At 75.2% G+C, this 24,694-nt stretch carries 22 protein-coding genes and 1 pseudogene; 14 read left to right on the forward strand and 9 right to left on the reverse strand.

Annotated elements, in window-relative coordinates; translation table 11 throughout:
- Window positions 1-56: 56 nt before the first annotated feature.
- The 3 genes from ACIOHG_RS02570 to ACIOHG_RS02580 all read left to right on the forward strand — a co-directional run bounded on the left by ACIOHG_RS02570 (window position 57) and on the right by ACIOHG_RS02580 (window position 4,608).
- Window positions 57-662, forward strand: a complete 606-nt coding sequence (locus ACIOHG_RS02570) for a TetR/AcrR family transcriptional regulator (protein WP_400944453.1) — start codon at window positions 57-59, stop codon at window positions 660-662.
- 206 nt (window positions 663-868) lie between these two features.
- Entirely contained in the window at window positions 869-1,798 is a 930-nt protein-coding gene (locus ACIOHG_RS02575; RefSeq protein ID WP_400944455.1) for a LysR family transcriptional regulator, read from the forward strand.
- 191 nt (window positions 1,799-1,989) lie between these two features.
- Window positions 1,990-4,608, forward strand: a complete 2,619-nt coding sequence (locus ACIOHG_RS02580; RefSeq protein ID WP_400944457.1) for a collagenase — start codon at window positions 1,990-1,992, stop codon at window positions 4,606-4,608.
- 76 nt (window positions 4,609-4,684) lie between these two features.
- Here the strand turns inward: ACIOHG_RS02580 and ACIOHG_RS02585 are convergent, their stop codons facing one another.
- Genes ACIOHG_RS02585 through ACIOHG_RS02595 form a run of 3 tightly spaced genes read right to left on the reverse strand, consistent with a single transcriptional unit; the run spans window position 4,685 to window position 7,768 of the window.
- Entirely contained in the window at window positions 4,685-5,905 is a 1,221-nt protein-coding gene (locus ACIOHG_RS02585) for a hypothetical protein (RefSeq protein WP_400944459.1), read from the reverse strand.
- 59 nt (window positions 5,906-5,964) lie between these two features.
- The gene (locus tag ACIOHG_RS02590) at window positions 5,965-7,182 is read right to left on the reverse strand and encodes a hypothetical protein (RefSeq protein WP_400944461.1); all 1,218 of its coding nucleotides are present in this window, start codon (window positions 7,180-7,182) and stop codon (window positions 5,965-5,967) included.
- Window positions 7,172-7,768: a GrpB family protein gene (locus ACIOHG_RS02595; RefSeq protein WP_400944463.1), complete on the reverse strand. Its 597-nt coding sequence runs from the start codon at window positions 7,766-7,768 to the stop codon at window positions 7,172-7,174. The genes ACIOHG_RS02590 and ACIOHG_RS02595 overlap by 11 nt, the downstream gene beginning before the upstream one ends.
- Before the next feature lie 86 nt (window positions 7,769-7,854).
- Here ACIOHG_RS02595 and ACIOHG_RS02600 point away from each other — a divergent pair, with 86 nt between their 5' ends.
- From ACIOHG_RS02600 to ACIOHG_RS02615, 4 genes are all read left to right on the forward strand, one after another.
- Entirely contained in the window at window positions 7,855-8,517 is a 663-nt protein-coding gene (locus ACIOHG_RS02600) for a S1 RNA-binding domain-containing protein (RefSeq protein WP_400944465.1), read from the forward strand.
- Window positions 8,518-8,590: 73 nt separating this feature from the next.
- Window positions 8,591-9,754 carry a hypothetical protein gene (locus tag ACIOHG_RS02605; protein ID WP_400944467.1) on the forward strand — a complete coding sequence of 388 codons (1,164 nt, stop codon included), beginning with the start codon at window positions 8,591-8,593 and terminating at the stop codon, window positions 9,752-9,754.
- A gap of 658 nt (window positions 9,755-10,412) precedes the next feature.
- Complete coding sequence (locus tag ACIOHG_RS02610) at window positions 10,413-10,943, forward strand: SsgA family sporulation/cell division regulator (RefSeq protein ID WP_400944469.1); 531 nt, start codon at window positions 10,413-10,415, stop codon at window positions 10,941-10,943.
- 194 nt (window positions 10,944-11,137) lie between these two features.
- Complete coding sequence (locus tag ACIOHG_RS02615; protein WP_400944471.1) at window positions 11,138-12,460, forward strand: hypothetical protein; 1,323 nt, start codon at window positions 11,138-11,140, stop codon at window positions 12,458-12,460.
- 240 nt (window positions 12,461-12,700) lie between these two features.
- On the opposite strand, the gene ACIOHG_RS02620 is transcribed toward ACIOHG_RS02615, so the two are convergent.
- From ACIOHG_RS02620 to ACIOHG_RS02630, 3 genes are all read right to left on the reverse strand, one after another.
- Entirely contained in the window at window positions 12,701-13,183 is a 483-nt protein-coding gene (locus tag ACIOHG_RS02620; RefSeq protein ID WP_400704040.1) for an acyl-CoA thioesterase, read from the reverse strand.
- A gap of 3 nt (window positions 13,184-13,186) precedes the next feature.
- A complete protein-coding gene (locus tag ACIOHG_RS02625; protein ID WP_400944473.1) occupies window positions 13,187-13,444 on the reverse strand; it encodes a hypothetical protein in 258 nt (85 codons plus the stop codon).
- 180 nt (window positions 13,445-13,624) lie between these two features.
- A complete protein-coding gene (locus tag ACIOHG_RS02630) occupies window positions 13,625-15,913 on the reverse strand; it encodes a hypothetical protein (RefSeq protein WP_400944475.1) in 2,289 nt (762 codons plus the stop codon).
- 378 nt (window positions 15,914-16,291) lie between these two features.
- Between ACIOHG_RS02630 and ACIOHG_RS02635 the strand changes: the two genes are divergently transcribed.
- Window positions 16,292-17,296, forward strand: a complete 1,005-nt coding sequence (locus tag ACIOHG_RS02635) for a phosphatidylserine/phosphatidylglycerophosphate/cardiolipin synthase family protein (protein ID WP_400944477.1) — start codon at window positions 16,292-16,294, stop codon at window positions 17,294-17,296.
- 125 nt (window positions 17,297-17,421) lie between these two features.
- Window positions 17,422-17,955 carry an AAA family ATPase gene (locus tag ACIOHG_RS02640; RefSeq protein ID WP_400944479.1) on the forward strand — a complete coding sequence of 178 codons (534 nt, stop codon included), beginning with the start codon at window positions 17,422-17,424 and terminating at the stop codon, window positions 17,953-17,955.
- A 21-nt stretch (window positions 17,956-17,976) separates the two neighbouring features.
- Here the strand turns inward: ACIOHG_RS02640 and ACIOHG_RS02645 are convergent, their stop codons facing one another.
- Complete coding sequence (locus ACIOHG_RS02645) at window positions 17,977-18,903, reverse strand: aminoglycoside phosphotransferase family protein (protein ID WP_400944481.1); 927 nt, start codon at window positions 18,901-18,903, stop codon at window positions 17,977-17,979.
- 316 nt (window positions 18,904-19,219) lie between these two features.
- On the opposite strand from ACIOHG_RS02645, the gene ACIOHG_RS02650 reads away from it, so the two are divergent.
- The 4 genes from ACIOHG_RS02650 to ACIOHG_RS02665 all read left to right on the forward strand — a co-directional run bounded on the left by ACIOHG_RS02650 (window position 19,220) and on the right by ACIOHG_RS02665 (window position 22,949).
- Window positions 19,220-19,939 (forward strand): hypothetical protein, encoded by a 720-nt coding sequence (locus ACIOHG_RS02650; RefSeq protein ID WP_400944483.1) that lies wholly within the window; start codon window positions 19,220-19,222, stop codon window positions 19,937-19,939.
- Window positions 19,940-20,228: 289 nt separating this feature from the next.
- Window positions 20,229-21,458 (forward strand): aromatic acid exporter family protein, encoded by a 1,230-nt coding sequence (locus tag ACIOHG_RS02655; protein WP_400944485.1) that lies wholly within the window; start codon window positions 20,229-20,231, stop codon window positions 21,456-21,458.
- 169 nt (window positions 21,459-21,627) lie between these two features.
- Window positions 21,628-22,278, forward strand: a complete 651-nt coding sequence (locus ACIOHG_RS02660; RefSeq protein ID WP_400944487.1) for a hypothetical protein — start codon at window positions 21,628-21,630, stop codon at window positions 22,276-22,278.
- On the forward strand, window positions 22,275-22,949 hold the full coding sequence (locus ACIOHG_RS02665; protein ID WP_400944489.1) for a class F sortase: 675 nt from the start codon (window positions 22,275-22,277) through the stop codon (window positions 22,947-22,949). The genes ACIOHG_RS02660 and ACIOHG_RS02665 overlap by 4 nt, the downstream gene beginning before the upstream one ends.
- Here ACIOHG_RS02665 and ACIOHG_RS02670 read toward each other — a convergent pair.
- Window positions 22,907-23,656, reverse strand: a complete 750-nt coding sequence (locus ACIOHG_RS02670; protein WP_400944491.1) for a hypothetical protein — start codon at window positions 23,654-23,656, stop codon at window positions 22,907-22,909. The genes ACIOHG_RS02665 and ACIOHG_RS02670 overlap by 43 nt on opposite strands.
- Between ACIOHG_RS02670 and ACIOHG_RS02675 the strand changes: the two genes are divergently transcribed.
- On the forward strand, window positions 23,646-24,170 hold the full coding sequence (locus ACIOHG_RS02675) for a hypothetical protein (protein ID WP_400944493.1): 525 nt from the start codon (window positions 23,646-23,648) through the stop codon (window positions 24,168-24,170). The two genes, ACIOHG_RS02670 and ACIOHG_RS02675, sit on opposite strands and share 11 nt — an antisense overlap.
- Here the strand turns inward: ACIOHG_RS02675 and ACIOHG_RS02680 are convergent.
- Window positions 24,152-24,501 (reverse strand): annotated as a pseudogene (locus tag ACIOHG_RS02680) (ester cyclase). The gene ACIOHG_RS02675 and the pseudogene ACIOHG_RS02680 sit on opposite strands and share 19 nt — an antisense overlap.
- Between the last annotated feature and the right edge of the window lie 193 nt (window positions 24,502-24,694).

A 24,694-nucleotide genomic window follows, 5' to 3' on the forward strand; every position in this document is an offset into this window, starting at 1 on the left:
AGCCCTCCGAAAATCTTGGTGTCACCCCAATTTTTCAGTGACCCTATCATTGACCCATGGCACCCCCGGGACTTCGTGAGACCAAGAAGCGGCAGACCCGCCGCACCATCGCCGACGCCGCGCTGCCGCTGTTCCTGGAGCACGGCTTCGACCGGGTGACGGTCGCCGAGGTGGCCCGGCACGCGGGCGTCTCCACCAATACGGTCTTCAACTACTTCCCGGCCAAGGAGGACCTGTTCTTCGACCGGCAGGCCGAGGTCGAGCAGCACCTGGCCGCCCTGGTCGCCGCCCTGCCGCCCGGGCGCTGCCCGGTGGCCGCCGTCCGGGACGACCTGCGGGGCGCGCTGGAGCGGATCGACCCGGCGTACGGCCTCGGGGCGGACTCGGCGCTGTTCTTCCGCACCGTCGAGGCCAGCGCCGCGCTGCGGGCCCGCGAGCGCGAGATCGGCGAGCGCGCCGAGGCCGCGCTGGCCGCCGCCCTGCCCCCGGCCCCCGGCGCGCCGCTGCTGGCCGGCGCCCTGGCGGGCGTCCACCGGGCCACCCTGCGCGAACTGCGCCGCCGGGTGCTGGCCGCCGAGCCGCCGCGCACCGTCGCCACCGACCTGGCCGCCGCCGCCGGCGCCGCCTTCGACCTGCTCTGCCGCTGCCCCGAGCACCCCTGACGGGTTCGCCCCGAGGAGGTACGACCGGCCCGAACGGGACAGTTCGGCGGAACGGATCGGCGCCATTGCGCCGCGGCGGGACTTGACGCGGCCCGGCGGGACGGCGAAGGTGAGCGCACCATCTGACATGTTGCGTGTGAAATACCACAGGTTGCCTGACGCCACCGCCGAGGCGGGGCCGCCCGCACGCGAGGGGAGGCCGGGGCATGGACCTGGAACTGCGGCACCTGCGGGTGCTGTGCGCGATCGCCGACACCGGCAGCGTGGGCCGGGCGGCGGCCGCGATCGGTGCGTCCCAGCCCGCCACCAGCACCCAACTACGGCGCATCGAACGGCACCTGGGCGCGGTGGTGTTCGAGCGGACGGCGGCCGGGGTGGTGCCCACCACCTTCGGCGCCGAGGTGCTGGCCGCCGCCCGCGAGGTGCTGTCCCGGGTGGACCGGCTGGGCCGGGCCGGGGGCCCGGACGGCGAGCGCCCGCAGCGCGAACTGCGGCTGGTCACCGACTGCCCGGCCCTGCTGCCGGGCGCGCTGGCCCGGGCCCGGCAGCTGCGCCCGGAGCTGCGCTGGACGGTGGCCGCCTGCCGCGAGGAACCGTTCGACCTGGCCCTGCTGCTCGACCACCCGGCCGTCGGGCCGAGACCCCCGCAGGCGCTGGCGGGGCGGGCGGTCGCCACCGAGCCGGCGTTCGTCGCCCTCCCGGCCGGGCACCCGCTGCGCCACCACGCCGAACCGGCACTGGCCGACCTGGCGGCCGAGACCTGGCTGCTGCCGTCCGCGGACGGGGCGGGCTGGCCCGCGCTGTTCCGGGCGGCCTGCGAGGCGGCCGCGCTGACCCCGGCCGGGGTGCGCGAACTGCCGTACGGGCGGCGGGAGGTGCTGGACCTGGTGGCGGCGGGGCTGGGTGCGGCACTCGTCCCGGCGAGCACGCCGCCGACGCCGGGGGTGATGCTGAAGCCCCTGCTGGGGGCGCCGGTCTGGCTGCGCTACCTGATGCTGTGGCGGCCCGCGGTGCTCGGTCCGGGCCTGGTGGACACCCTGTTCGGGGCGGCGGTCGCCGCCTACCGGGAGCTCGCCGCCGAGGCCCCCCACCTGCACAGCTGGGCCAGCCGGACGTTCCGCCCGCCCCGGGTCTGACCCCCGGACCCGAGGGGCCGGACTGGGGGTCGGACCCGGGTCCGGGCCAAGGCATTCCCGTCGGTGTTATGCCGCCCCGATGAAATGTCATATGACCTGTGACATTGTTCTGACCCTGTCGACAGTGCCAGGATGCAGACGCGTCAACTCCCCCCATCTGATGCTCAGTGAGCTCCCCCACAGGAGAAGAAGTGCGCCTGCGCATACCCCTTCCCGTGCTGACGGCCGGTCTGCTGGCCGGCTGCGCCACGGCGGCCACCCTGCTGCCGGCCCCGGCCTTCGCGGCCACCGGCGGACGGTCCGAGGCCGCCGCGGCGGCCACCGCGTCCGGCGGGCAGCACGCCGCCGCTCCCGGCGGGGCGGTGCCCAAGCCGCTCGGCCCGATCGTCGAGGCGGCGCCCGACACCCACACCGCGGTGGCCGCCCCGCTGCCGCCCGCGCTGCTCGGCCAGGTCCAGATGGGCCAGCCCGCCGGCACCGCCGTCCAGACCACCCCCCGCCCGGCCGCCAGGCAGGGCCTGACCGCCAAGAGCGCCAAGGCGGCTCCCTCCTCCGGCCCCGCGGCCGCGGCGGCCGCGCAGAGCTGCACCTACGGCGACTTCGGCAGCCGCAGCGGCGCGAGCCTGGTCGACTTCGTCGAGGCGTCCAGCACCACCTGCATCGGCACCCTGTACAACGTGACCGGCACCGACGCCGGCGCGATCTTCAAGCAGGCCAACATGCTCACCGTCGCGGGCGCCTTCAAGACGCTGGCGGCGAGCTACGACGGCACCAACAACTCCGGCATCCTGCAACTGGTGCAGTTCCTGCGGGCCGGCTACTACGTGCAGTCCTACAACGCGGGCGCGGTCGGCAGCTACGACGCCTCGCTGACCACCGCCACCAAGGCCGGCCTCGACGCGTACTTCGCCGGCACCCGGTGGAAGGACGTCACCGACGCGAACGGCGTGGTGCTGTACGACGTGCTGGTGCTGACCGACAGCGCCAACGTCCAGGCGAGCTACCTGAACACCTACAAGCAGGTGCTGGGCTCGTACAACAACGGCTACAACGCCACGCCGAAGATGGTCAACGCCGTCAACGCGGTGCTGTTCGCCCCGCTGTGGCGCGGCAACTGGAACCCGGACTTCGTCAACGCGGTCGCCGCCGACAGCAGCGTGGTCACCGCGGTCGGCACCTTCGCGCTGAACCACCGCGACCTGCTGGGCACCGCGAACGCCTTCCTGGACGTCAACGCGGGCAACGACCTGTCCCGGATGGCCGGCGCCTCCACCGCCGCCGAAACCGCCGCCAAGCCGCTGATCAAGCAGATCCTGGACACCACCCAGATCCTCGGCGACACCGGCCCGCTGTACGTCCACACCGCCTACCAGGCCAACCAGTTCGACGCCGGCCAGTGCTCGTACTACGGCATCTGCGACCTGCCGACCAAGCTCGCCGACACGGTGCTGCCGAACGTCCTGGTCTGCGACAACCGCACCCTGCGCGCCCAGGCGCTGACGGTGGCCCAGCTCCAGCCGGTGTGCGAGCACCTGCGCGGCGAGGACACCTACTTCCACACCATGGTCAAGGACAGCGGGCCGGTCCCGAACCAGTACGGCAAGACCGTCACCATGCCGGTGTTCGCCAGCGCCGCGGACTACAAGAACTACTCCTGGGCGATCTACAACAACTCCACCGACAACGGCGGCCAGACCGTCATGGACGTCACCGACCCGAACAACAAGCCGGTCTGCGTGATGTACCAGAAGTCGTGGAACGACGACTTCCCGGGCAACATCTGGAACCTCACCCACGAGTACACGCACTACCTCGACAACATCTACGACATGAAGGGCAACTTCACCACCGAGACCTCCGTCCCGGACATCTGGTGGATCGAGGGCGTCGCCGAGTACGAGTCGTACTCCTACCGCGGGGTGACCGACACCCAGGCGATGACCGAGGCCGGCAAGCACACCTACAAGCTCAGCACCATCTTCCAGAACACGTACGGCAATTCGGACTCCACCCGGGTCTACCCGTGGGGCTACCTGGCCGTCCGCTACATGTTCGAGAAGCACCCGGCCGACGTGTACAACATGCTCAACCACTTCCGGGCCGGCGACTACCAGGGCGGCTACGCGGTCTACAACGGCCTCGGCACCTCCTACGACGCCGACTTCGACGCCTGGCTGACCCGGTGCAACGCCGGCGCCTGCTTCGCCACCGGCCCGACCGCGCTCTTCGACCAGGCCGTGAACGGCCCGACCGTCACCCTGACCGACCGCTCCGTGGTCACCAACTCCCCCGCGCAGCTCACCGCCTGGCACTGGACCTTCGGTGACGGCACCTCCTCCGACGAGCGCAACCCCTCGCACAGCTACGCCGCCGCCGGCACCTACACCGTCGCGCTGACCGTCACCGACTCGACCGGCCGCTCCACCGCGACCCCGTCCTCGGTCACCGTCACGGTCGGCACCGGGACCGGCACCACCCTGCCGACCTGCACCGACCAGCGCACCGACGCGATGGGCCAGAACTGCCGGCGCACCGGCCGCGCCCGGACCGCCGGCAACACCGACTACCTGTACGTCTACCTGCCCGCCGGCACCACCACCCTGAAGATCTCCACCAGCGGCGGCACCGGCACCGCGTACCTGTACTACAACGACAGCACCTGGGCCTCGCAGAGCGCCTTCACCGCCTCCTCGACCCTCTCCGGCACCTCCCAGACCATCACGGTCACCAACCCGACCGCCGGCTACCGCTACCTGAGCCTCTACGCGGTCACCGACTTCTCCGGCGTCACCGTCTCCACCCAGTTCTGACCCGCTGACCCCCACCCCGGGCAGCCGCGGCCCCCCGCCGCGGCTGCCCGTCGGCGTCCCCGCCCTCACCCCACCCTCACCCCGCCCGCCGCGCGGCCGCCGCCCGGACTTCGGGCGGCTCCACCGGGCTGTCGCGCAACTCGGCGGCACGGGAGAGCAGTTCGGGGCCGTCCGGGGCGTGTTCCAGCGCGAACCGGCGGACGTTCGACTCGCAGTCCCACAGGGCCTCGTGCAGCAGCGGGGCGGTGGAGGCCGGGGCGATGGCGGTCAACGCCCGCAGGTAGGACAGGCGTTCGTAGGAGTGCGGGGTCTCGGACCAGAACAGGTGCAGCAGCGGGGCGGCCTCCCCGGCGGCCGGGCCGAAACGGGACAGGCCGTCGGCCAGCCAGTCCAGGGCACACCACCGGCGGTCGGCCCAGCTGCGGGCCAAGTCGGCGAGCAGCAACGGGAGATCGGCGGCGGTGCCGTGCCCGGCCAGCACGCCGAGGCCGAGGCCCGCCAGCCAGGGTGCGCCGGACGCCACCCACTCCCGGGCCGGGGCGAGCGCGAGCGGGCCGAGCCGTTCGAGCGCGCGGCCGAGGTGCGGCAGCGGGAAGGAGTCCGGGGAGCCCGGGTAGCAGGTCCACAACTGCGGTACCAGGGGCAGCAGTTCAGGCGCACCCGGCCCGTCGCCGAGGGAGCGCAGGGCGGCCGCCCGGTCGCGGCGCGGGGCGTCGGGGTCGGCCAGTACGGCGAGTAGCGCGGCGGGTTCGGCGGGCGCCCGCGCGGGACGGGGCGGGGGCGGGGCGGCCGGAACCGCCAGGCCCCAGTGCGGCCAGCAGGCGGAGTCGGGGTGCTCGGGTTCGGCGCCCGCCAGCAGCCGCAGCGCGTCCGCCCGGAGATCGTCCCACCACGGGGTCGGCCACTCGTCGGCCACGGTGTCCAGCACGCCCTGCCACCACTCGCCGCCGCGACGGACGTAGCGGCGCAGCGCCGCCCGGGCCTCGGTCGAGCCGGTCCGGGCGAGGACGGCCAGCAGTCCGTGGGAGCGCCAGTTGTCCTGGTCGGTGCCGTCGAGCAGGGTGACCGGGAGGTCGATCGGCAGCGCCAACTCCCGGACCAGGTGGGCGAGGTAGTGGTGCCGCTGGTCAACCTGCCAGTCCCAGCGGGTGTCCGTCCGCAGGCAGTCCAGCACCGCCGCGCGGGCCGCCGCCGGCTCCCCCCGGGCCCGCAGTGCGCCCAGCCCCCGGCCGCGTTCGATCAGGCCGGCCGGGCTGTCGGCCGGGGCGTACCGGTATCCGTCCTCGTGGGCCGTCACGGGCCACGACGATGCCCGATCGGCCCGTCCGCCGCGACCGGGTTTCCGCGCCCTTGCCCTCAGCGCCGGGCGGCGGCCGCCCGGACCTCGGGGTGTTCCACCGGGCTGTCGCGCAACTCGGCTGCCCTGGCGCTTAGTTCCGGGGCGTCCGGGGCGCATTCCAGGGCGTGCAGGCGGGCTCGGCGTTCGCAGTCCCAGAGCGATTCGGTCAGCAGCGGGGCGGCGGTCGCGGGGGCGACGGCGGTCAACGCCCGCAGATAGGACGGGCGTTCGAGCGAGTGCGGGGTCTCGGACCAGAACAGCTGCAGCAGCGGGGCGGCCTCCGCAGCGGCCGGGCCGAGCCGGGCCAGGCCGTCGGCCAGCCGGTCCGGGACGTCCCAGCGGCGGGCGGTCCAGCGGCGGTCCAACTCGGCGAGCAGCAGCGGGAGATCGGCGGCGGTGCCGAGGTCCGCCAGGACGTCGAGGCCGAAGGCCGCCAGCCAGGGTTCGCCGGACGCCGCCCACTCGCGGGCCGGGGCGAGGGCGAGCGGGCCGAGCCGTTTCACCTCACCGTCGAGGTACGGCAGCGCCCGCAGCTCCGTTCCGCCCCGCTCGACGCTCGACAACTGCGGCACCAGCGGCAGGAGTTCCGGCACGGGCGGCCCGCCGGCCAGTGCGCGCACCAGGATCATCCGGCCGATGTCCGAAGTCTTCGGGTCGGTGATCTCGGCGAGCAGCAGGGCGGCGTCGGGGGGCGAGTACGGTCCGGGCTCCCGGCGCACCACGGGGGCGGCCGTCCCCCAGTGCGCCCAGCAGGCGGAGCCGGGGTGCTCGGGTTCGGCACCTGCGAGCAGCCGCAGCGCGTCCGCCCGGAGGCCGTCCCACCACGGGACCGGCCACTCGCCGGCCACGGTGTCCAGCACGTCCTGCCACCAGTGGTGGCCGCTGCGCACGTAGCGCAGCAGCGCCGCCCGGGCCTCGGCCGAGCCGGTCCGGGCGAGGACGGCCAGCAGGCCGTGGGAACGCCAGTTGTCCTGCTGCCCGGCGTCGAGCAGGGCGATCGGGAGGTCGATCGGCAGCGCCAACTCCCGCACCAGGTCGGCGAGGTAGTGGTGCCGGGAGCCGGGCCTGCGGTGCCAGCGGGTGTCCGTCCGCAGACAGTTCAGCACCGCGTCGCGGGCCTCCGCCCGTTCCTCCCGGGCCCGCAGGGCGCCGAGGCCGCGCCCGCGCTCGATCAGGCCGGGCAGGCTGTCGGCCGGGGCGTACCGGTACCCGGCGGCGTCGTCCTCAACGGGCATGCGGCGCCCAGCCGGTGGCGGCGGCCCAGGGTTCGGCGACGGCGATCACCAGGTCGACCACCGGGTCCTTGACGTCCGCGTAGCCGTCGAGGTCCGGCACGGCGTCCGCCAGCAGCGACTTGAACCGGGCGTAGGCGGGCACCGCCTCCGGATGGTGGCGGAACCAGTCCCGGAACAGCAGCGCGAGCCGGGTGTTGGGCCCGCCCGCCACCCGCACGTGCAGATTGCAGTCCGGCCCGGCCGGGTGCCCGCGCCGCCGCCAGAAACGCTTCGCCCACCGCTCGGGATCGTCGTCCACCCCGGCCGGAACGTGGTCGTACCGGTACGGAAGCCCGTCGAACCCGAGCTCCGCGAGCGGCCCCGCGAACCGCCGCTCGGCCTCGGCGAGATCCGCGACGGCGACCTGCAGATCGAGCACCGGCTTGGCCGCCATCCCGGGAATCGCGGTACTCCCGATGTGGTCGACGAACAACGCCGACTCCCCGAACACACCGACCAGTTCGCCCACCACCCCCGCGCCGAGCCGAACCCACCCGGGATCGGACGGCAGAACCAGGACGGGGCCGGAGGACGGGGCAGCGGTCATTCCCGCGAGTCTAGTGCCGCAGTGCGGGGAGGCGCAGCGGCAGTGCCGGCCGAGGAATTCGCCGGCCCTCGTGAAAGGCTGTCGGGATGGACGAAGCGTCGGACGGTCGGGCCGGGCGGAACCCGGTGCCGGCGATCCGCACCGGTGACCTCCGCAGCGGGGCGGCGGTGCCGCCGGATTCGCCTTCCGCCGTCGGGAATCCGGAACTCCGGGCGTTCCTGGAACGGCTCCGCCACGGTGAGGTGCTCTCCGGCACGATCGCGGCGATCGAGTCGTTCGGCGTGTTCGTGGCGCTGGACGACGGCCCCGGGCATCCGCTCTTTCCCGGCGTCGGATTCATCACGCTCCCCGAACTCTCCTGGCGGCGTTTCGAAGCGGCTTCGGACGTCGTGCGGGTCGGGGAGCGCGTCTCCTGCGAGTTCCTCCAGTACGACACCTGGAACGAGGAAGCCCGGCTGTCCCTGCGGGCGCTGCAGCCGGATCCCTTCCGGGTCTTCGCCGACGGCCTCGCGGTGGGTCGGACGCTGCGCGGAGCGGTCACCCGGCTGGTTCCGTTCGGCGCTTTTGTCGAAGTGGCCGACGGGGTCCAAGGGTTGGTCCCTCTCGACGAGCTCGCCCCGCCGCCCGTGCGGACGCCGGGGGACGTGGTCCGGGTGGGCGAGGAAGTCCCGGTCGTCGTCCTCGGCCTCGACCTGGAACGGCGGCGGCTGACGCTCTCCCGGCGGCGGGTTCCCGCTCCGACCCCGTGAACCCTCCCGGCCGGGGCGGCAGCGACCCGCGATCGGGTACGCGGAGGGTCCGGGGTGGGAGATCATTCTCCGCATGACCTCCGTTCTGGTGTTCGGACTCGCCCTGCTGATGGCCCTGTTGACACAGTGGCAGCAGTGGAGTGCCCGGCGCCGGGCGGAGCTCGGGCGGGCGACGGCGCCCGGGGCGTTCGATCCGGAGGCGTACGGGTTGGTGCGGTCCGCGGAGCTCGATCCGGGGCGGGCCGGGCCGCCGATGCGGCTGTTGCGGCGCAAGGAGTTGGAGGCGCTGGCGGACTCCTGCCTGGCGGGCGGTTGGCGGGCCGCGGCGGCGTACGTGACGGCGGCCGGGCGGGACTGGGACGAGCGCTGGTCCCGGCTCGACCTGCTGACCCGGGTGGCCGCCGAGCGCGACGAGTGGCTGACCCGGTGGCGGGCGTCCGGGGTGGAAGGGGCGGCCGCGGCGACGGTGCAGGCCCGGCTGCTGGTGCAGCGGGCCTGGGAGGCGCGCGGCGGCGGGCGGGACGCCGAGGTCCCGCCGGACCGGTGGACCGCGTTCCGGGCCCAGCTGTCGGCCGCCCGCGAGATCGCCCAGCAGGCCGCCGAACTCGATCCGGAGGATCCCGGCCCGTGGGTGGTGCTGGTGACGGCGGCCCGCGGCGCCCGGCTGTCGCGGCGCCGGTTCCGCGCGCTGTGGGGCGAGGTGACGGCGCGGGCCCCGCACCACGCGGCCGGGCACGGGCAGGCGCTGCGCCACCTGAGCGCCGAGTGGCACGGCAGCGACCGCCGGATGCTGCGCTTCGCCGAGCGCGCGGTGCGCACCGCCCCCGCCGGCTCGCCGCTGCCCGGCCTGTACCTGCAGGCGCTGTACCTGCTGGAGCGGCGGCACGGCCCGGCCGGGCTGCCGGGCGTCCGGCGGCGCCGGGCCCTGCTGCCGAAGGTGGCCGCGGCCCTCGCGGACCTCCCCCCGGCGGACGACCGGCTCCCGCTGCTGCGCCACCTGCTGGCGCACTTCGCGCTGCTCAGCGGCCGCCCCGACCTGGCGCTGGAGCAGTTCCGCCTGATCGGCCCGTGGTGCGGCGCCCACCCCTGGACCTCGATGCGCGACCCGGTCCGCGCCTTCGACCGGGCCCGGGCCCTGGCCGTCTCGCTCACGGTCCGGACGCACGGACACCCGGGCGCCCGGACGCCGCAACGGGTGACGGACACCGGAACGGGTGACGCGCGACGGAGCGGGTGACGTGCCACGGGGGTGACGTCCAGCAGCGGCGACGGGTGACGAACCGACGGCCGGTCCCGCCCCGGCACCCCGTCGGCAGCGGCCCGGTGACGGCCCGTCGGCGGCCCCGCCGGGGGTGCGCGGGGAGGCGTTCGCGGCGCGATCGCGCCCGTCCGGCGCGGCGGACGGACGAGTGCCGTGACCGCCCCTGGGTTCGGTCGTTATGACCGAACGTGAGTGCCGACCCCTGGGCCCCAACGGGCGTCCGTGACGAAACGATTCAGCAGGCTCCCATTTACGCCAAATTGGTGACGCTGTGGCACCAGTCGGGCCGCACCGTGCCCGGACGCCGGGACCACGAGTGGTCCCGGCTGGCCACCCCGCCCCGGTTCGCCGCCCGCCCGGCGCCGGACCCGTTCTCCCCGCTCCCGCCGCCCGACCCCGAACGCACCCCCGGGCCCGGCCCCGAACCCGAACGCCCGCGGGTCCAGGACCGGCCCCAGGACCCGACCCCGGCTCCCGCACCGGTCCCGGCTCCCGCACCGGCCCCTGCGCCCGCACCCGCCATGCCCGCCGCACCCGCCACACCGGCGTCCGCGCCCATGCCGGGACCCGTGCCCGGGTCCGGGTCCGCATCCGCCCGCCCCATCCCGTCCGTCGTACGCCCGAGGGAGGCCCGGTGACCCACCAGAACACCCCGCACACCTGGTTGCAGCGCGCCGAGGAGCCCGACTGCGTCCTGCTGCTGGACGTCACCGTCGCCCCGTGCCCGGGGCTGCGGGTCTCGGTACCGGCCCGGCTGCGCTACCACCGGGCCGACCCGTTCGCCGTGCACCTGGACTGCCACGCCGACCTGGAGGAGCCGATCACCTGGCTGTTCGCCCGGGACCTGCTCGCCGAGGGGATGGACGGCTGGGCGGGGGTCGGCGACGTGACGATCCGCCGGTCGAGCGCGGACCCGGAGCTGCTGGCGATCGCGCTCAGCACGCCCGGGCAGACCGCCGTCCTGCACACCCCGGCCGCGCCGGTGCGCGACTTCCTGCGGCTGAGCCACCGGGTGGTGCCGCCGGGCACCGAGCACCACTTCCTGGACACCGAGACGCTGCTGCGCCGCCTGCTGGGCGACGCCCCGGCCGGGCACGAGCGGGACGACTGGTCGGGCCGGCTGGACCGGAAGGAACGGAAGGAGCGCAAGGGCCGGAAAGAATAGGACCGAAGAATAGGACCGGCATTCCTGCCGATCATCGTATTCCCGGCGGAGTGGAATGGTCGGCCCCTTTTCCCGCCGCCCGGCCCGCGCCGGGCGGCGTTCGCGTCAATCGGTTTTCACCGTCGGCCCCGGATGATTATTCTGGGGCCGAAACACTTCGGAGGTCCGTGCGAGGAGTTGCTGAGGAGTTGCCGATGCCGCACGTCCGTGGGCCCAACGTCGCGCTGCGCGCCTGCATGGCGGACGCCGGGTGGAACGGTCCCGCCCTGGCCTCGGCCCTGCAGAAGGTCGCCCGGGAGAGCGGTTTCAGCGTGGGCTACGACCGGACGACGGTGGCGCACTGGCTGTCCGGCACCCAGCCCCGGCCGCCGGGCCCGCAGCTGCTGGAGGAGGCGTTCGCCCGGCGGCTGGGCCGCCCGGTATCCCGGAGCGAGCTCGGCCTGCTGCCGGTGGATCCCGGGCCGCCGGAGGAGCCCGCGCCGGAGTCGGCGGACGCCTTGGCGGAGCTGGGCCGGCTGCACGCCCGGCCGGGTCCGCCCCGGCCGGAGGAGGAGGGCTGCCGGCCCCCGCTGTTCCGCATCCGGGTGCTGCCCGCGCCGCGCCCGCCGGTCCCGGGCCCGGCGCTGCCCCGGCCCGCCGCCCCGCACGCGCGGACGGCAGCGGCGGGCGGCCAGCGGGTCGGCGCGCGACAGGTGGAGGCGGTGCGGGAGACCACGGCCTTCGGGGCCCGGCACTACGACGGGTACGGCGGGGCGGTCGCCCGCAGCCTGCTGCTGGGCTACCTGCGCGACCAGGTGCTGCCCTGGCTGAAGTCCTCGGCGAGCGGGCCCCGGCACGACGAACTGCTGTCTGCGGCGGCCCAGTTGGTCCGCCTGGTGGGGCGCACGTACACCGACGACAACCGGCACGGCGAGGCGCAGCGGCACTACCGCTTCGCCTACCGGCTGGCCGCCGAGGCGCAGGACGGGCCGGGCCAGGCGATGGCGCTGCGCGACCAGTCCACCCAGGCGGGGGCGCTCGGCCACCAGGCGTACGCGGCCCGGCTGGCGGACGCCGCGGCGGCGCACCTGCCGGCCGACGCGGCGCCGGGGGTGCGGGCGTTCGTGCAGGCCCAGCAGGCGGTGGCGGCGGCCCGGCTGCGGCAGGCCGCGGCGGCGCTGCGGCACCTGGAGGGCGCGCAGCACTGGGCGGGGCGGGCGGCGGCGGACGGCGGCCCGCAGCAGTACCCGGAGCCGGCGCTGCTGTACCAGGCGGCCCAGGTGCACCGCTCGCTGCGGTCCACCGAGCTGTCGCTGTCGTACCTGCGGGCCTCGCTGCGGGCCCGGCCGCCGGAGGAGCACCGGACGATCGGGGTGTCGCTGCTGCAGCTGGCGCACCTGGAGCTGGACGCGGGCAACATCCACCAGGCGCGGCGCGCGTACGCGAGCTTCCGCGAGCGGCAGGACGCGCTGCGCTCGCCGGCGACGGCGCTTCGGCTGTCCCGGCTGGAGGGCCGGTTCGCCCGGCTGGGCGGGTAGCGCGGGGTCGGGTGGGTCGGGCGGCGCGGGGCCGGCCCGGCGGCAAGCGGGTGGTGGCCCGGCGAGGGTGCTTGGCCGCACTCGGCGGCGGGTGGTCAATGGTCGTATGAACGATCCGTCGTACTACGCGCTGGTGGCCATGTCGTCCTCGGAGCGGCCGGACGGGGCCGGCCCGGGCCCGGGAGGGGTGCCCGGCGGGCCGGCCGGCGGCGTCGCGGCGGGAGGGGGCGTCCCGGACGGTCAGGAGGCCCGTTCGCCGAGGACGGGCACCCGGGAGCGGGTGGTCGAGCGGACGGGCACCCGGCCGACGGGGGCGACGGGGCCGGTGGGACGGACCCGGTAGCGGTTGAGGTGCCGGCGTTCGAGCTCGCGCAGGGGGCGGCTGCGCCTGGTCCGGGCGTCGGTCGCCACCGTGACGGTGCGGGCCTGGAACACCATCTGGCCGCGGCGGCGAGCCTCGCAGGTGGTGCTGATGGAGGCGCGGCCGAGGCGTTCCACCCAGATCTGCACGGGCAGCGGGGTGGGGCAGTGGTAGAGCGGCGAGCGGTAGTCGATCTCATGACGGGCGATCATGAAACCGTCCTCGAACAGCTCCTGGCCGTCGGTGTCGTCGTAGAGCAGGCAGTAGACGGCCTCCTGGACGTACTGCAGGACCTTGAGGTTGTTGACGTGGCCGAAGGCGTCCATGTCGCCCCAGCGGGTCCGGCACAGGTAGGTGTACAACGGTCAGCCGTCCATTCGGTGCTCGAAGCGGAAGCCGAGGGAGCGGCGCAGGTAGCCGTAGGCGTACGGCGAGCGGCGCAGGTCGGCGTCGCCGCCCTGTTCGTAGACCTCGCTGGCGGTGTCCAGGACGGCCCGGCCGAGGACCTTCTCGGCGCGGCGGCAGAGTCGTTCGAGTTCGGTCAGTCGCTGGGAGGCGGGCAGCCCGGCGAGGGCGGCGCACTCCTTCTCCACCTGGTCGACCGCGCCACGGTATTCAGGCATCGGTTCCTCATTTCCGGTCGGATGGGGATTCCCGGGGGATTCATCTGTTACGGGGAAGGAGCGGCGGCCGCGTTGACGCCGACTGCCTTCGGATGGTCAAACTCGATCACCCGGCGACTGGAAATGGTGAATACCGAAGTCTTTTGTTGAAGATATTGAAGATCTGCGGCGGTTTCAACGTCAGCCGGTCAGGGCGACCGCCAGCACCGCCTCCGGCAGCGCCACCGCCACCAGGCCCTCGGGGGTGACGGCCAGCGAGCGGACCGGGCCGCCGAGCCGCAGGTCCGCGCCGCGGTGCCGCTCGCCCCAGCGGCGCAGCCGCAGCAGGCCGTCGGACCAGGCCGCGGCGAGCAGCAGGCCCTCGGGGGTGCTGCCGAGGGCGACGGCGGTGACGGGGTACGGGCGCCGGTCGACGGGGGCGGACAGCGGGGGGCGGCCGGGCATCCAGGTCCACACCCGGCCGTCCTCGCCGCCGCTGGCCACCAGCGTGCCGCCGTCCGCCGCGGCCGCGCCGACGGCGGTGACGGGGCCCTCGTGCAGCGGGGCGTCCGGGCGGTGGGCGGCGCCGGTGGCGAGCACCGTGCAGTGGGTGAGGCCGTCGGCGCGGCCGGTGACCAGCACGTCCTGGTGGGCGGCGACGGCGGTGCAGCCCGCCAGGAGCGCCGGCACCTCGGGCGGGAGGTCGGCCGGGCCGCCCGCCGCGACCGGGCGCAGCTCGCCGGAGGCGTTCAGCAGGACGGCGCCGCCGGACGGGACGGCCGCCAGCGCGCGCGGGTGACGCTCCGCCAGCGGGACGGCGGGGAGCACCGGCCCGGTGGCGGCGGGGCGGCCGGTGGCGGGGTCGACCAGGTGCAACCGGGTGCCGTCGGCGAGCAGCAGGCGGCCGGCCGACGGGCCGGTGCCGGGGGCGACGGCGCACGGGCCGGGCGCCGGGTGGCTCCAGACGGTGTGCCAGCGGGCCTCGGCGAGGGCGGCGCAGTGCGCGGCGGCGGTCTCGTCGCGGCCGGTCAGGTGGGCGTGCAGGACGGCGGCGCGGTCGACGGGGCGGGCCAGCGCGGACCGGTCGGGGGCGGCCAGCCGCCAGGCCGTGGCGAGCGCGGTGGGCGGGACGCCGGCCTCCTCGGCGCGCCGGAACGCGGCGGTGACGGTGGCGGGTTCGGCGTGCAGCAGCAGGTCGATCTCGTCCAGCAGCGGGCTGGCGGGGTCGGCGGCGGAGGCGTGCCGCAGCAGCAGGGCGAGGCGTTCGGGGTCGCTGGCGGCGAGGTCGGGGCCGCCGTCGGGGCGGACCGGGATGCCCCCGGCCACCTCCCACACCATCGCGGGGTGGTCGACGGGCAGGCTCCCGGCAGCGACCCGGTGGGCGAGTTCGGCGGGGCGCAGCCGCCAGCGGTCGGCGATCGGCGGCGGGGGCAGCAGGGCGGCCGCGGCGTGCACGACGGCCTCGCCGCCGGCACCGGGGAGGGTGGCCCAGAGTTCGGTGCTGAGCGGGCCGTCGGCGCCGGCCAGCGCGGTGAGGGCGCCGCGTTCGGCCCCGGGCAGGGCCTGCCACCAAATGTCGGCGAGGGCGGCGGCGCGGTCGGCGGGCGGCAGCGCCGGGTCGGGCTCGGCGCCGGGGGTGCGGGCCGCGAGCTGGGCGAGCGCGGGGCTGGGGTGGGTGGCGTCGGGGTCGACGGGGTGGCCGGGCAGGCGGGCGCACCAGGCGGCGTACTGGGCCGGGTCGGTCCACTGCGGGTGGTCGAGGTCGAGGACGGCGCCGGTGGGGGCGGCGGCGGTGAGCAGCTCGGCGGCGGGGCCGTCGGCGGCCTCGACGACCAGCAGCAGCCAGGGCACCGACAGCAGCGGGACGAGCAGGTCGCGGGCCAGCTGCTCGGGGGCGTCGGGGAGGCGGGGGCCGCCGGCCCGGTCGAGGTCGGTGACCACGACGGTGCGCGGGGTGCCGTCCTGGAGCGCTTCGAGCAGGTCGGCGGGGTCGCCGGCGGTGAGGCCGAGCAGGTCGGCGAGGCGCGCGGTGGCGGAACTGACCGTCAGGCCCTCGGCGTCCAGCAGGGCGTGGACCCGGCGGCCGGGGCGCGGGTGGTCGGGCGGGCAGGCGGCGGCCAGCCAGGTCAGCAGGTGGGTGCGGCCGCTGCCGGAGGAGCCGGAGAGCCGGCACAGCCGGGGCGCCCGGGCGTCCTCCAGCCAGGCCAGCAGGGCGCGGCCGGCCGGGCGGCGGCCGGCGTCCAGCGGCGGCAGGCCGGGGGCCGGGGCGTCGGCGGGGACGGGGTCGGGCAGCGGGCGGCCGTGGCGCGGGTTGGGCCGGTACGGGGTGTCCGGGCCGGGCGGGCGGCTGCCGCGCACGGCGTGCACGGGGTGGCGTCCGGCCGGGTCGAGGCCGTCGTCGAGCAGGTAGTGCCAACCGCCCGCCCCCGGGCCGGTGGTGGCGGTCGTGCCGTCCGCGAGGTGGGCGCCGGTGCCCTGGCCGCTGTCCACTGCTGTGCTGTCCTTCGTGCTCGTCCCCGTGCGCCGGTCCCCGTGGCGGGTGCGAACGACGCGGGTGCGGGCGCCCCGGGTGCGAACGACCGCTCCCCCGGGCCGTCGCCTCCCCCGTCTCCGGCGGCGTCAGCCTACTGGAGGGTGATCGGCGGACGACCAGGGGCGCTGCGGGCCGGCCGGGGCGGGGGGACCGGCGGGCGGGCACGAGGTCCGCGCAGACGGTTCATGTCCGCGTCATCCGCCCGGCGCACTCCCGTGGGGCGGCGCCCCGACACTCCTCCCGCAGCACCGACAGACCGCTCCTCGCCAGGTCAATTCCCGGCAAAAATACGGGAGTTGGCATCGCCGCCCGCTGTCACCGCAGGGAGAATCCCGATGCCCGGCCGCCGTTCGCGTCGCCCCGCCGTCCTGTTCGCCGCCCTCGCCACCGCCGCCGCCACCGCGCTCACCGCGCTGTGCGGGCCCGCCGCGCAGGCCGCGAACGGGTACGCGCTGCTGACCTTCCCCGACCAGGACCACAGCGCCGTCTACGCGTTCATCTCCTCCGCCACCTCCTCGGTGGACGTCACCATGTACGAGCTGCGCGACACCGCGGCCGTCAGCGCGCTGGTGAACCGGCAGAAGGCGGGCGTGAAGGTCCGGGTGGTCCTGGACGGCGCGCACACCTCGGTCAACTCCTCGGCGTACAACGCCCTGAAGGCGGCCGGCGCGGGCGTGGTGTACTCCTCCTCCGCCTACGTCTACACCCACCAGAAGACGATCACCGTGGACGCGGCCCGCTCGCTGGTGATGACCGGCAACCTGGACGCCGGCTACTACGCCAACGACCGCGACTTCGGGGTCTTCGACACCGACCCGGCGGACGTGGCCGCGATCGAGCGGGTCTTCGCCGCCGACTACGCGCGGACCGCCGTCACCCCGACCGACGGCGACCACCTGGTCTGGTCGCCCACCGACTCGCAGACCCGCCTGCTGGCACTCATCAACGGCGCCCGGCACTCCCTGGACGTCGAGCAGTTGGAGTTCGGCGACACCGCCCTGGTGAACGCCGTCGCGGCGGCCGCCGGGCGCGGCGTGGCCGTCCGGGTGGTCGGCATGAACCCGTCCTCGTACGGCAGCCAGTTCGACCAGGTGCTGGCCGCCGGCGGCCGCGTGGTGACCTACGACGGCGTCAACGGCCTGTACGTGCACGCCAAGACCGTCACCGCCGACTACGGCACCGCGGGCGCCCGGGTGTTCGCCGGGTCGGAGAACTTCTCCGACAACTCGCTGAACCACAACCGCGAACTCGGCCTGATCGTCGACGACCCCGACGTCCTGAACGGCGTCGAGAGCGCCTTCGCCGCCGACTTCGCGGGCGGCACCCCCTACACCGGCTGACGCCCCACCGCCCCCGGCCCCACCGCCCCAGGCCCACCGCTCCCGGCCCCGGTTCCGCGGAACCGGGGCCCCGGCCCGCCGCGTGCTCCCCTCCGGAACGGAACCGGACGGAGGGAGGGGCGAGGATGATCGTCTGGGTGAACGGTGCGTTCGGCAGCGGGAAGTCCACGCTGGTCGAGGAGTTGCGGGGCCGGCTGCCCGAGGCGCTGGTGTTCGACCCGGAGACGGTCGGCTACCTGCTGCGCGAGGTGGTGCCGGTGCCGACGGGGGACTTCCAGGACCTGCCGCTGTGGCGCTCCCAGGTGGTGTCGCTCGCCACCGGCCTGCTCACCGAGTACCGGCGGCCCCTGCTGGTCCCGATGACCCTGGTCCACCCCGGTTACCGGGCGGAGGTCTTCGGCGGCCTCGCCGCGGCCGGCGCCGACCTGCGGCACTTCTTCCTCGACCTGCCCGAACCGGTCCTGCGCGCCCGGATCGACGGCCGCAGCTTCTTCCCGGACGACCCGGCCCGCGACGAGAAGGTCCGCAGCTGGTGCCGGGACCGGATCGCCGCGAGCGCGGCCGCCGCCGAGTCCCTCCCGGCCGGAACGGTCCGCCTCGACGCCGAACTGACGGTCGACGAGCTGGCGGACCGGGTGGTGGCGGCCCTCGCGGCGTGAGCCGAGGGGGCCGAGGGGGCGTCAGTCGGCGCGGTGGCGGCCGGTGCGGTTCGGGCGGCCGGCCGGGTGGGCGGCGGTGCGGGTCAGGGCGAGCCGACCGCGCTGCTGGAGGTCCTCGCGGCCCTCGCGCAGGCCGGTGCGGAGGTAGGAGGCGCCGAGCCGGACGGTCAGCAGCACCAGCAGCCGCTCCTCCACTCCGTCGAGCGGGCGGCCGTAGCCGGTGAAGAAGGCGTCGCGCAGGTCGGGGCGGGTGGGCCAGAGCGCCCCGAACAGCCACACGAACTCCTCCACGACCACGCCGTAGCGGGCCTGTTCGAAGTCGATCAGGCCGTGCCGGCCGCCGACGGTGTCGACGAGCCAGTTGCGGGTCGCGTAGTCGCCGTGCAGGAAGCGCAGCGGCAGCCGGTCGGTCAGGCCGGGGATCTCGGCGGCCGCGTCGGCGACAAGGGCGAGCACCTCGCCCGGCACCTGCCCCGCGAGGGCGGTGCGGCACTCGTCCGCCTCCCGGGCGCGGGCCTCCATCGCCTCGCGCACCGCCTGCCGGTCGGCGGCGATCCCGGTGCCGGAGTGGTCGTGCCAGCGCCGCAGCAGCCGTCCGGCGTCCTCGTGCAGCCGCACTTCCGCGCCCCGTTCCAGTGGCAGATCGCGCACGACGCGGCCGGGCAGCGCCGAGGTGAGCAGCGCGCGCAGCAGCGGATCGGCGGCCAGCAGCCGCGGCGACTGCCCCTGCGTCAGGACGCGGGCGGCGTAAGCGTATCCGGCCGTCTCGCGGTCGTACGCCCGTTCGTCCGGGCTGATCTTGAGGTACGCGGCGGTGCCGTCGGGGCCGTCAAGACGCCACACCCGGGAGGTGGCCCGCGGCCAGGAGCAGTCCGCGACCCCGACCGGGCCGGGCAGGCGTTCCGCGGCCCAGGCCAGCAGCGCGGGCGGCAGCGGGGAGCGGCTCATCTGATCGGGTCTCCGGACGGGACGGGACGCGGTGCGCACGGTTGCCCTCGCAGGCCGGGGCGTCGAGTCGCGCGGCCCGGAGGCGTGTCGGTCCGGCGGCGTGAGCGGCCGGGAGTCCGATGTTCGGGGACCGGGCGGGTGCCGTCCAAGCGGGCCGCTTCCGGGCGCGTCCGGGGCGAACGGGGCGATTTCGAGCCTCCGGCCGGGGCCCGTCCTGCAAGAATCACGCGCGGTTGCGACAGCTCTCCGGCGAGCACGGCTCCCGCCACTCGGCCCGCCTCCGTCCCTGACAGTGGCCGGCGGCACGATGGGCGGCGTGACGTACAGCGCAGACACGCACCCCGGCCGGATCCCCGGCTACGAAGGCGGCCCTCTGGCCCACCTTCCCGAACTGTTGGACGAGCCCCTGTTCTGGCTGGGCCACCTCAGCTCGTGCGCGCAGAGCGAGGAGACCGAGGAGCTCCTGTTCGGTGCGGACCACGAAGCCGCCGAGGACTTCCACGGCCGAATCCTCGGGCGCACGGACTGGCCCGCCTTCACCGTCCCGGTCAGGGCAGGCCGCATGCACGTCGTCCACCGCACCCTTGAGGAGGACACGGGCACCGACTACCTCCTGCACCGCCCCGGCTGGGACCGGGCCGCACTGCTCGCCCAGGACGACGGCCACTTCATGGGTCCCGGACTGTCCTGGTCCGAGCTGACAGCAGCTGCCGACAACGGTGCGGCCGGCGGCTCCACCACCGACCCGCACAGTCGCCTCCTGCTCCTGCTGCCCGCCTTCGCGGACGCGGCCGCACCCGGTACGGCCGCTGCCCGCCTCGCAGCGGCGCTGCGCGCGCGAACCGCGGTGGAGGACCCCGAGCGACTCGCGGCGGCCCTGCTGGCGGATCAAGGCCCCTGCGGCCCGACACGGTGGACCGCCACCGGTGACGGTCGACTGATCAACGACGGCGACTACTCGTTCCGCAACCCCGCGAACGCCTTCGCCCTGTCGGCGGACCGCCTGTCCGAGGTCACTGCGGCGCTGGCCCCTTGACCCGGGCCGCCCGGGCCGCCCGGGACGATCCTGCTGCGGCCGGGGCGGGGTTTCGGGCGGCCGGCCAAGAGGTGGGTGCGGCCAGGTCGGCGCGCCGCGCGGCGACAGGAACGGCCGCGCCGGCCCGACCCGCCCCACACCCCTCGGCCCGCAGCGCTTCGTGCCCTTCGGTTCCGGGACCGGCCTCCCCTCCCCCGGCCCTGCCGACCGCCCCGGTGGGCACACCGTTCGGCGCAACGCCGCGGGTCGGCGGCGGTGTGAGCGGCTCCGACGTGGAAAGAAGGGCCGCATGCGCTTTGTTCCGGATGCGGTGGCGGCGGCGGTGCGCCGCGGTGCCAGGGACCCGTTCACCGTGCAGACGGTGCGGGCCACGGTCGCGGCGACCCTCGCGTACGTGGTGGCGACCTGGCTGAGCAGCGAGCCGGTGCCGCTGACCGCCCCGCTGACCGCGCTGCTGGTCGTGCAGGTGACGGTGTACTCGACGCTCACCACCAGCGTCCGGCGGGTCAACTCGGTGGTGGTCGGCGTGCTGATCGCGATCGGCTTCTCCACCGTGGTCGGCCTGTCCTGGTGGAGCCTCGGGCTGATCATCCTGGCCTCGCTGGTGATCGGGCGGTTCGTCCGGGTCGACGAGTTCGTCCAGGAGGTGGCGATCAGCGCGATGCTGATCCTCGGCGTCTCCCAGGTCACCTCGCAGGCCTGGGACCGGGTCCTGGAGACCCTGATCGGCGCCGCCGTCGGCCTGCTGTTCAACCTGGTGTTCGCCGCCCCGGTCTGGGTCGACACCGCCGGCGAGTCGATCGAGGACCTGGCCCGCCGGGCCCGGCAGCTGCTGCTCGACCTCGCCGAACAGGTCGACCGCCCCGTCCCCGTCGAACGGGCCGCCGAACGCCTGCACGAGGCCCGGCGACTCGACCAGGCGATCGCCCAGGTCGACGCGGCGCTGCGGCAGGCCGAGGACAGCCTGCGGCTCAACCCGCGGATCAGCGAGGGCCTGCTGTCCCGGCTGGTGCTGCGCACCGGCCTGGACACCCTGGAGATCTGCGTGGTGGTGATCCGGGTCATCGCCCGCTCGTTCACCGACCTCGCCAAGCGCCGCGCCCCCGGCGAGCACCTGTTCACCGGGGACGTCGCGGTCGCCCTGGAGGAACTGCTCGGCCACGTCGGCAGTGCGCTGGTCAGCTTCGCGGTGCTGGTCACCACCCAGGTCAGCCGCAACGCCGAGGAGGCCGAGCAGCGGCTCGCCGCCGAGCTCGCCGCCGCCTGGTCCTGCCGCGAGAACGTCGCCCAACTGCTGCTGCACCGGGTCCAGCAGCACCCCGAGGCCTGGCAGCTGCACGGCGCGCTGCTCGCCGAGGTCGACCGCATCCTCGACGAACTCGACCTGGAGCACCGCGGCCGCCGCCTGATGGAGGAGCTGGACCGGGCCGCGGTGGCCGGCCGCGACCGCTTCACCCGCTTCTCGAAGCTGCGCCGGCTGGCCCGCGGCGAGCGCCTGCGGCCGCGCCGCAGGCGGTGACCGGCCGACCGTTGGGCCGTAAGGGGGAAACGTTTTATCAGCCCGGAGTGTTGTGATAGGCCGTCAGGAGGACCCGAGGACCCTCTGTGGGGTGGTCGGCGCGGTGCCGGCCGACTACCCGCCCCCCTTCCGGAGTGCCCATGCCCCCCACCGTCTCCGCTCGGCCACCGTGCTGACCGGTGTCGTCCTGCCGCTGGCCTTCCTGACCGGTGCGGCGCACGCCGCGCCCGGCGACAACGGCGACGTGAAGATCCACAGGACCGGTACCTCGACCGAGGACCAGAACGACGAACCGAAGGTCTGCAGCTTCTACCTCGACGCCTTCAACTTCGACACCGTGCAGAAGGTCACCTGGCACATCGACCAGCAGCCGCCGACCGGCAACACCCCCAACGTGCGGTCCGGGGAGATCACGCTGAGCGGCGGTCACGGCTACACCCCCACGGTGACGCCCCAACTGCCCGACGGCCACTACGAGCTGTTCTGGAACTTCGAGGGCGAGCACGGCGCCGCCAAGCACAAGGTGTTCATGGCCGACTGCCCCACGCCCAGCGGCTCGCCGTCCCCCGTGGGCGGCGGCAACCCCGGTAGCTCCCCGTCGCCGTCCGCCTCGGCCTCGCCGTCCGGTGGGAGCAGCAACGGGCCCGGCGGTTCGGCCACCCCCTCCGTGCCGGGGCGGACGCCGCAGGGCGGGGTCGCGGCGGGCGCGGGCGGTGCCTCGCACGGCACCAACCCGGCCGAGGTGGCCGTCGGCGGTGCGCTGATCGCCGGGGTCGCCTGGCTGCTGGTGCGCCGGACCCGCAACCGTTCGCGGCGTTGACCTTCCCCGCACGCCGTAGGCGCTCCCGCGGCGCCGGCCCGCTCCGGGCCGGCGCCGCTGCCGTCGCGCTGCTGTGCGGGGCGTGGCTGGTCCACGACGGGCTGACGACCGCCCAGCCCCCCTCCCCGCCACCGCCGTCCGCGACCTACGCCCCGCCCACCGCCGCTCCGACCGGGGCCGCCGCGCCGACCGCCCCGTCCGCCGCCCCCGCCGCCCCCGCGCTCGCCCCGTCCGAACCGCGCCGGCTGCGCATCCCGTCGATCGCCGTCGACGCCTCCTTCGTGCCGCTCGGCCTGGACGAGCACGGCGCCCTCGGCACCCCGCCGATCGGCCGCCCCGACCTGGTCGGCTGGTACCGGGACGCCCCCACCCCCGGCGCGGACGGCACCGCCGTGGTCGTCGGCCACGTCGACGACCGGCACGGCCCCGGCGTCCTCTACCGGCTCGGCCTGCTGCGCCCCGGCCTGACCATCACCGTCACCCGGCAGGACCGCCGCACCGCGACCTTCACCGTCGACGCCGTCCGCTCCTACCCCAAGTCCGCCTTCCCCGCCGAGGTGTACGCCCCCACCGGGCGCGCCGAACTCCGGGTCATCACCTGCGGCGGCCACTACGACCGGCGCACCGGCTACGACTCCAACACCGTCGTGTACGCGCACCTGACGGCCTGACGGGCCGTCCGGGCGTTCAAGGCTCGGACACCGGGTCGGGGAGTTCGCAGCAGAGCTGGTCGGCGGCGAAGGCGGTGAGCAGGCGCAGGGCGTGCTCGACCGGGACGGCGGAGTTGTGGCCGACCAGGTGCAGCCCGGGGCCGTCCTCTCGGCGTGAGGGTGCTGACTCGGTTCTCGTCCTCGCGGCGGGCCTTGCGCTGAGCCGGGACTGCGGGGAGGCCGTGGCTGCCGTCGAGCGGCCGGCAGCGGGCGAGGAACTGGCGGTGCAGGGAGGGGACAGCGGTCACGCGCAGGGTGAAGCCCTGGCCCCGCCGCACGGTCACACCCTGGTCGAGCGCGGCCCGCTCGACGGGGTCCAGCTCGGCGGAGCGGAGGAATTCGGCGACCTGGCCCGGCATGTCGAGGGTGACCGGCAGCTCCGGCGCCGGACCCTCTTCGGCCGCGGAGACATGCTCCGGCAGGAGGCCGGCAACGGCCGTGCGGATCGCGCCGCGGCTCACGCCGTGGTCGCGGGCGAGGGCGGCGATCGAGCGGCCCTCCACGTACGCGGTGCGTACGTCGTCGGTCTTCGCGGCCGTCACCGCGGGGCGGCGTCCGCCCTTGTCGCCCTTGGCCTCGGCGGCGCGCAGTCCGTCGTAGGTCAGCTCACGCTGGAGGTCGCGTTGGAGTTCGCCGGCGGCGGCGAGGGTCTGCACCATGAACTTCACGGGGGACAGCAGCTCGCCGGTACGCGGGTGGCGGGCGGGTGAGGTCCATGGCGGGGAACGCGCCGTCGTGGATGCGCAGGGCGAGCCGGTCGCGGTGGAGGACTTCGAGGACGTCGAGGATGTCGAGGATGTGCTGGTTGCCGCGCACGAGGCGGAACATCTCGGAGATGTGCACCGTGTCGCCCGGCCGCGCGCAGGTGAGCAGTTCGCCGAACTTGGGCCGATGGAGCGGGTGGAGGCGGCTGAATGTCCCCGGGTCTTCCTCGAAGAGGACCGGGTCCTCGATATCGGCCTCGGCGAGGACGAGGTCCTGGCGGCCGGTGGACTACTGGTCGGTCGACACCCGCTTGTAGACGAGATTGGCCACGCTGTTTCCCCGCTTCTGCCGCCGCATCGGACTTTGGGTGTCATCTATCCCTGTCGTCTACCCCTGTCGTCATCCGCCATCGGATCTCATGGGATCGGAGCCGCCGTCGGGCCCCAGAACCACCGGGTTCAGTCGAGGAAGCGGTAGACCTCCACACTGCGGTAGCCGACCCGCTGGCCGGTGGCCTCGATCTGCTGGAACGCGCCCCGGTGTGTTGCCTCGAAGTGGACCAGAACGGTCACCTTGTCGTCGACGCCGAAGATGTCTGGACGTTGATCGTGAGGTCGGGGAACGCCTCCTTCATCCCACGGGCGCCGTGGAGCCGGATCTCACGTCCGGCGAGGGGTTCCGGGGCGCCGGGAACGTTGGCGATGAAGTCGTCCGTGAGCATTCCGGCGGCGGTGTCCAACTCGCCGTTCTCCAGAGCCTGGTACGCGGCGCGCATGCGAGCGATGTTGTTCTCGGGCGTGGTGGTCATCTCGGCTTCCTTTCGCAGCTACCGCTCCGACGGTTCGGTGGGGATGTCGGGCCGTGCTCTTCAGGGAAAACCCTGGCGTGGGGGGGGGGGGGGGGGGGGGTGGGGGGGGCCCCCGCCCCGGGGGGGGTATGCTCTGCACCGAAAAGCCGGGGGACCCGCCCCCCAGGCGGGGACCCCCCGGCCGGCGGCGGCA

Source organism: Kitasatospora sp. NPDC088134, assembly GCF_044741705.1.
In the GTDB taxonomy this organism is placed as follows: Bacteria; Actinomycetota; Actinomycetes; order Streptomycetales; family Streptomycetaceae; genus Kitasatospora.

Excerpts from the sequence above, each read along its gene's own strand:
- ACIOHG_RS02605 (WP_400944467.1), top strand. The coding sequence starts at position 8,591 with ATGACCTCCGTTCTGGTGTTCGGACTCGCCCTGCTGATGGCCCTGTTG.
- ACIOHG_RS02600 (WP_400944465.1), top strand. The coding sequence starts at position 7,855 with ATGGACGAAGCGTCGGACGGTCGGGCCGGGCGGAACCCGGTGCCGGCG.
- ACIOHG_RS02570 (WP_400944453.1), top strand. The coding sequence starts at position 57 with ATGGCACCCCCGGGACTTCGTGAGACCAAGAAGCGGCAGACCCGCCGC.
- ACIOHG_RS02595 (WP_400944463.1), bottom strand. The coding sequence starts at position 7,768 with ATGACCGCTGCCCCGTCCTCCGGCCCCGTCCTGGTTCTGCCGTCCGAT.
- ACIOHG_RS02675 (WP_400944493.1), top strand. The coding sequence starts at position 23,646 with ATGAACTTCACGGGGGACAGCAGCTCGCCGGTACGCGGGTGGCGGGCG.
- ACIOHG_RS02575 (WP_400944455.1), top strand. The coding sequence starts at position 869 with ATGGACCTGGAACTGCGGCACCTGCGGGTGCTGTGCGCGATCGCCGAC.
- ACIOHG_RS02635 (WP_400944477.1), top strand. The coding sequence starts at position 16,292 with ATGCCCGGCCGCCGTTCGCGTCGCCCCGCCGTCCTGTTCGCCGCCCTC.
- ACIOHG_RS02655 (WP_400944485.1), top strand. The coding sequence starts at position 20,229 with ATGCGCTTTGTTCCGGATGCGGTGGCGGCGGCGGTGCGCCGCGGTGCC.
- ACIOHG_RS02640 (WP_400944479.1), top strand. The coding sequence starts at position 17,422 with ATGATCGTCTGGGTGAACGGTGCGTTCGGCAGCGGGAAGTCCACGCTG.
- ACIOHG_RS02615 (WP_400944471.1), top strand. The coding sequence starts at position 11,138 with ATGCCGCACGTCCGTGGGCCCAACGTCGCGCTGCGCGCCTGCATGGCG.
- ACIOHG_RS02645 (WP_400944481.1), bottom strand. The coding sequence starts at position 18,903 with ATGAGCCGCTCCCCGCTGCCGCCCGCGCTGCTGGCCTGGGCCGCGGAA.
- ACIOHG_RS02625 (WP_400944473.1), bottom strand. The coding sequence starts at position 13,444 with ATGCCTGAATACCGTGGCGCGGTCGACCAGGTGGAGAAGGAGTGCGCC.
- ACIOHG_RS02590 (WP_400944461.1), bottom strand. The coding sequence starts at position 7,182 with ATGCCCGTTGAGGACGACGCCGCCGGGTACCGGTACGCCCCGGCCGAC.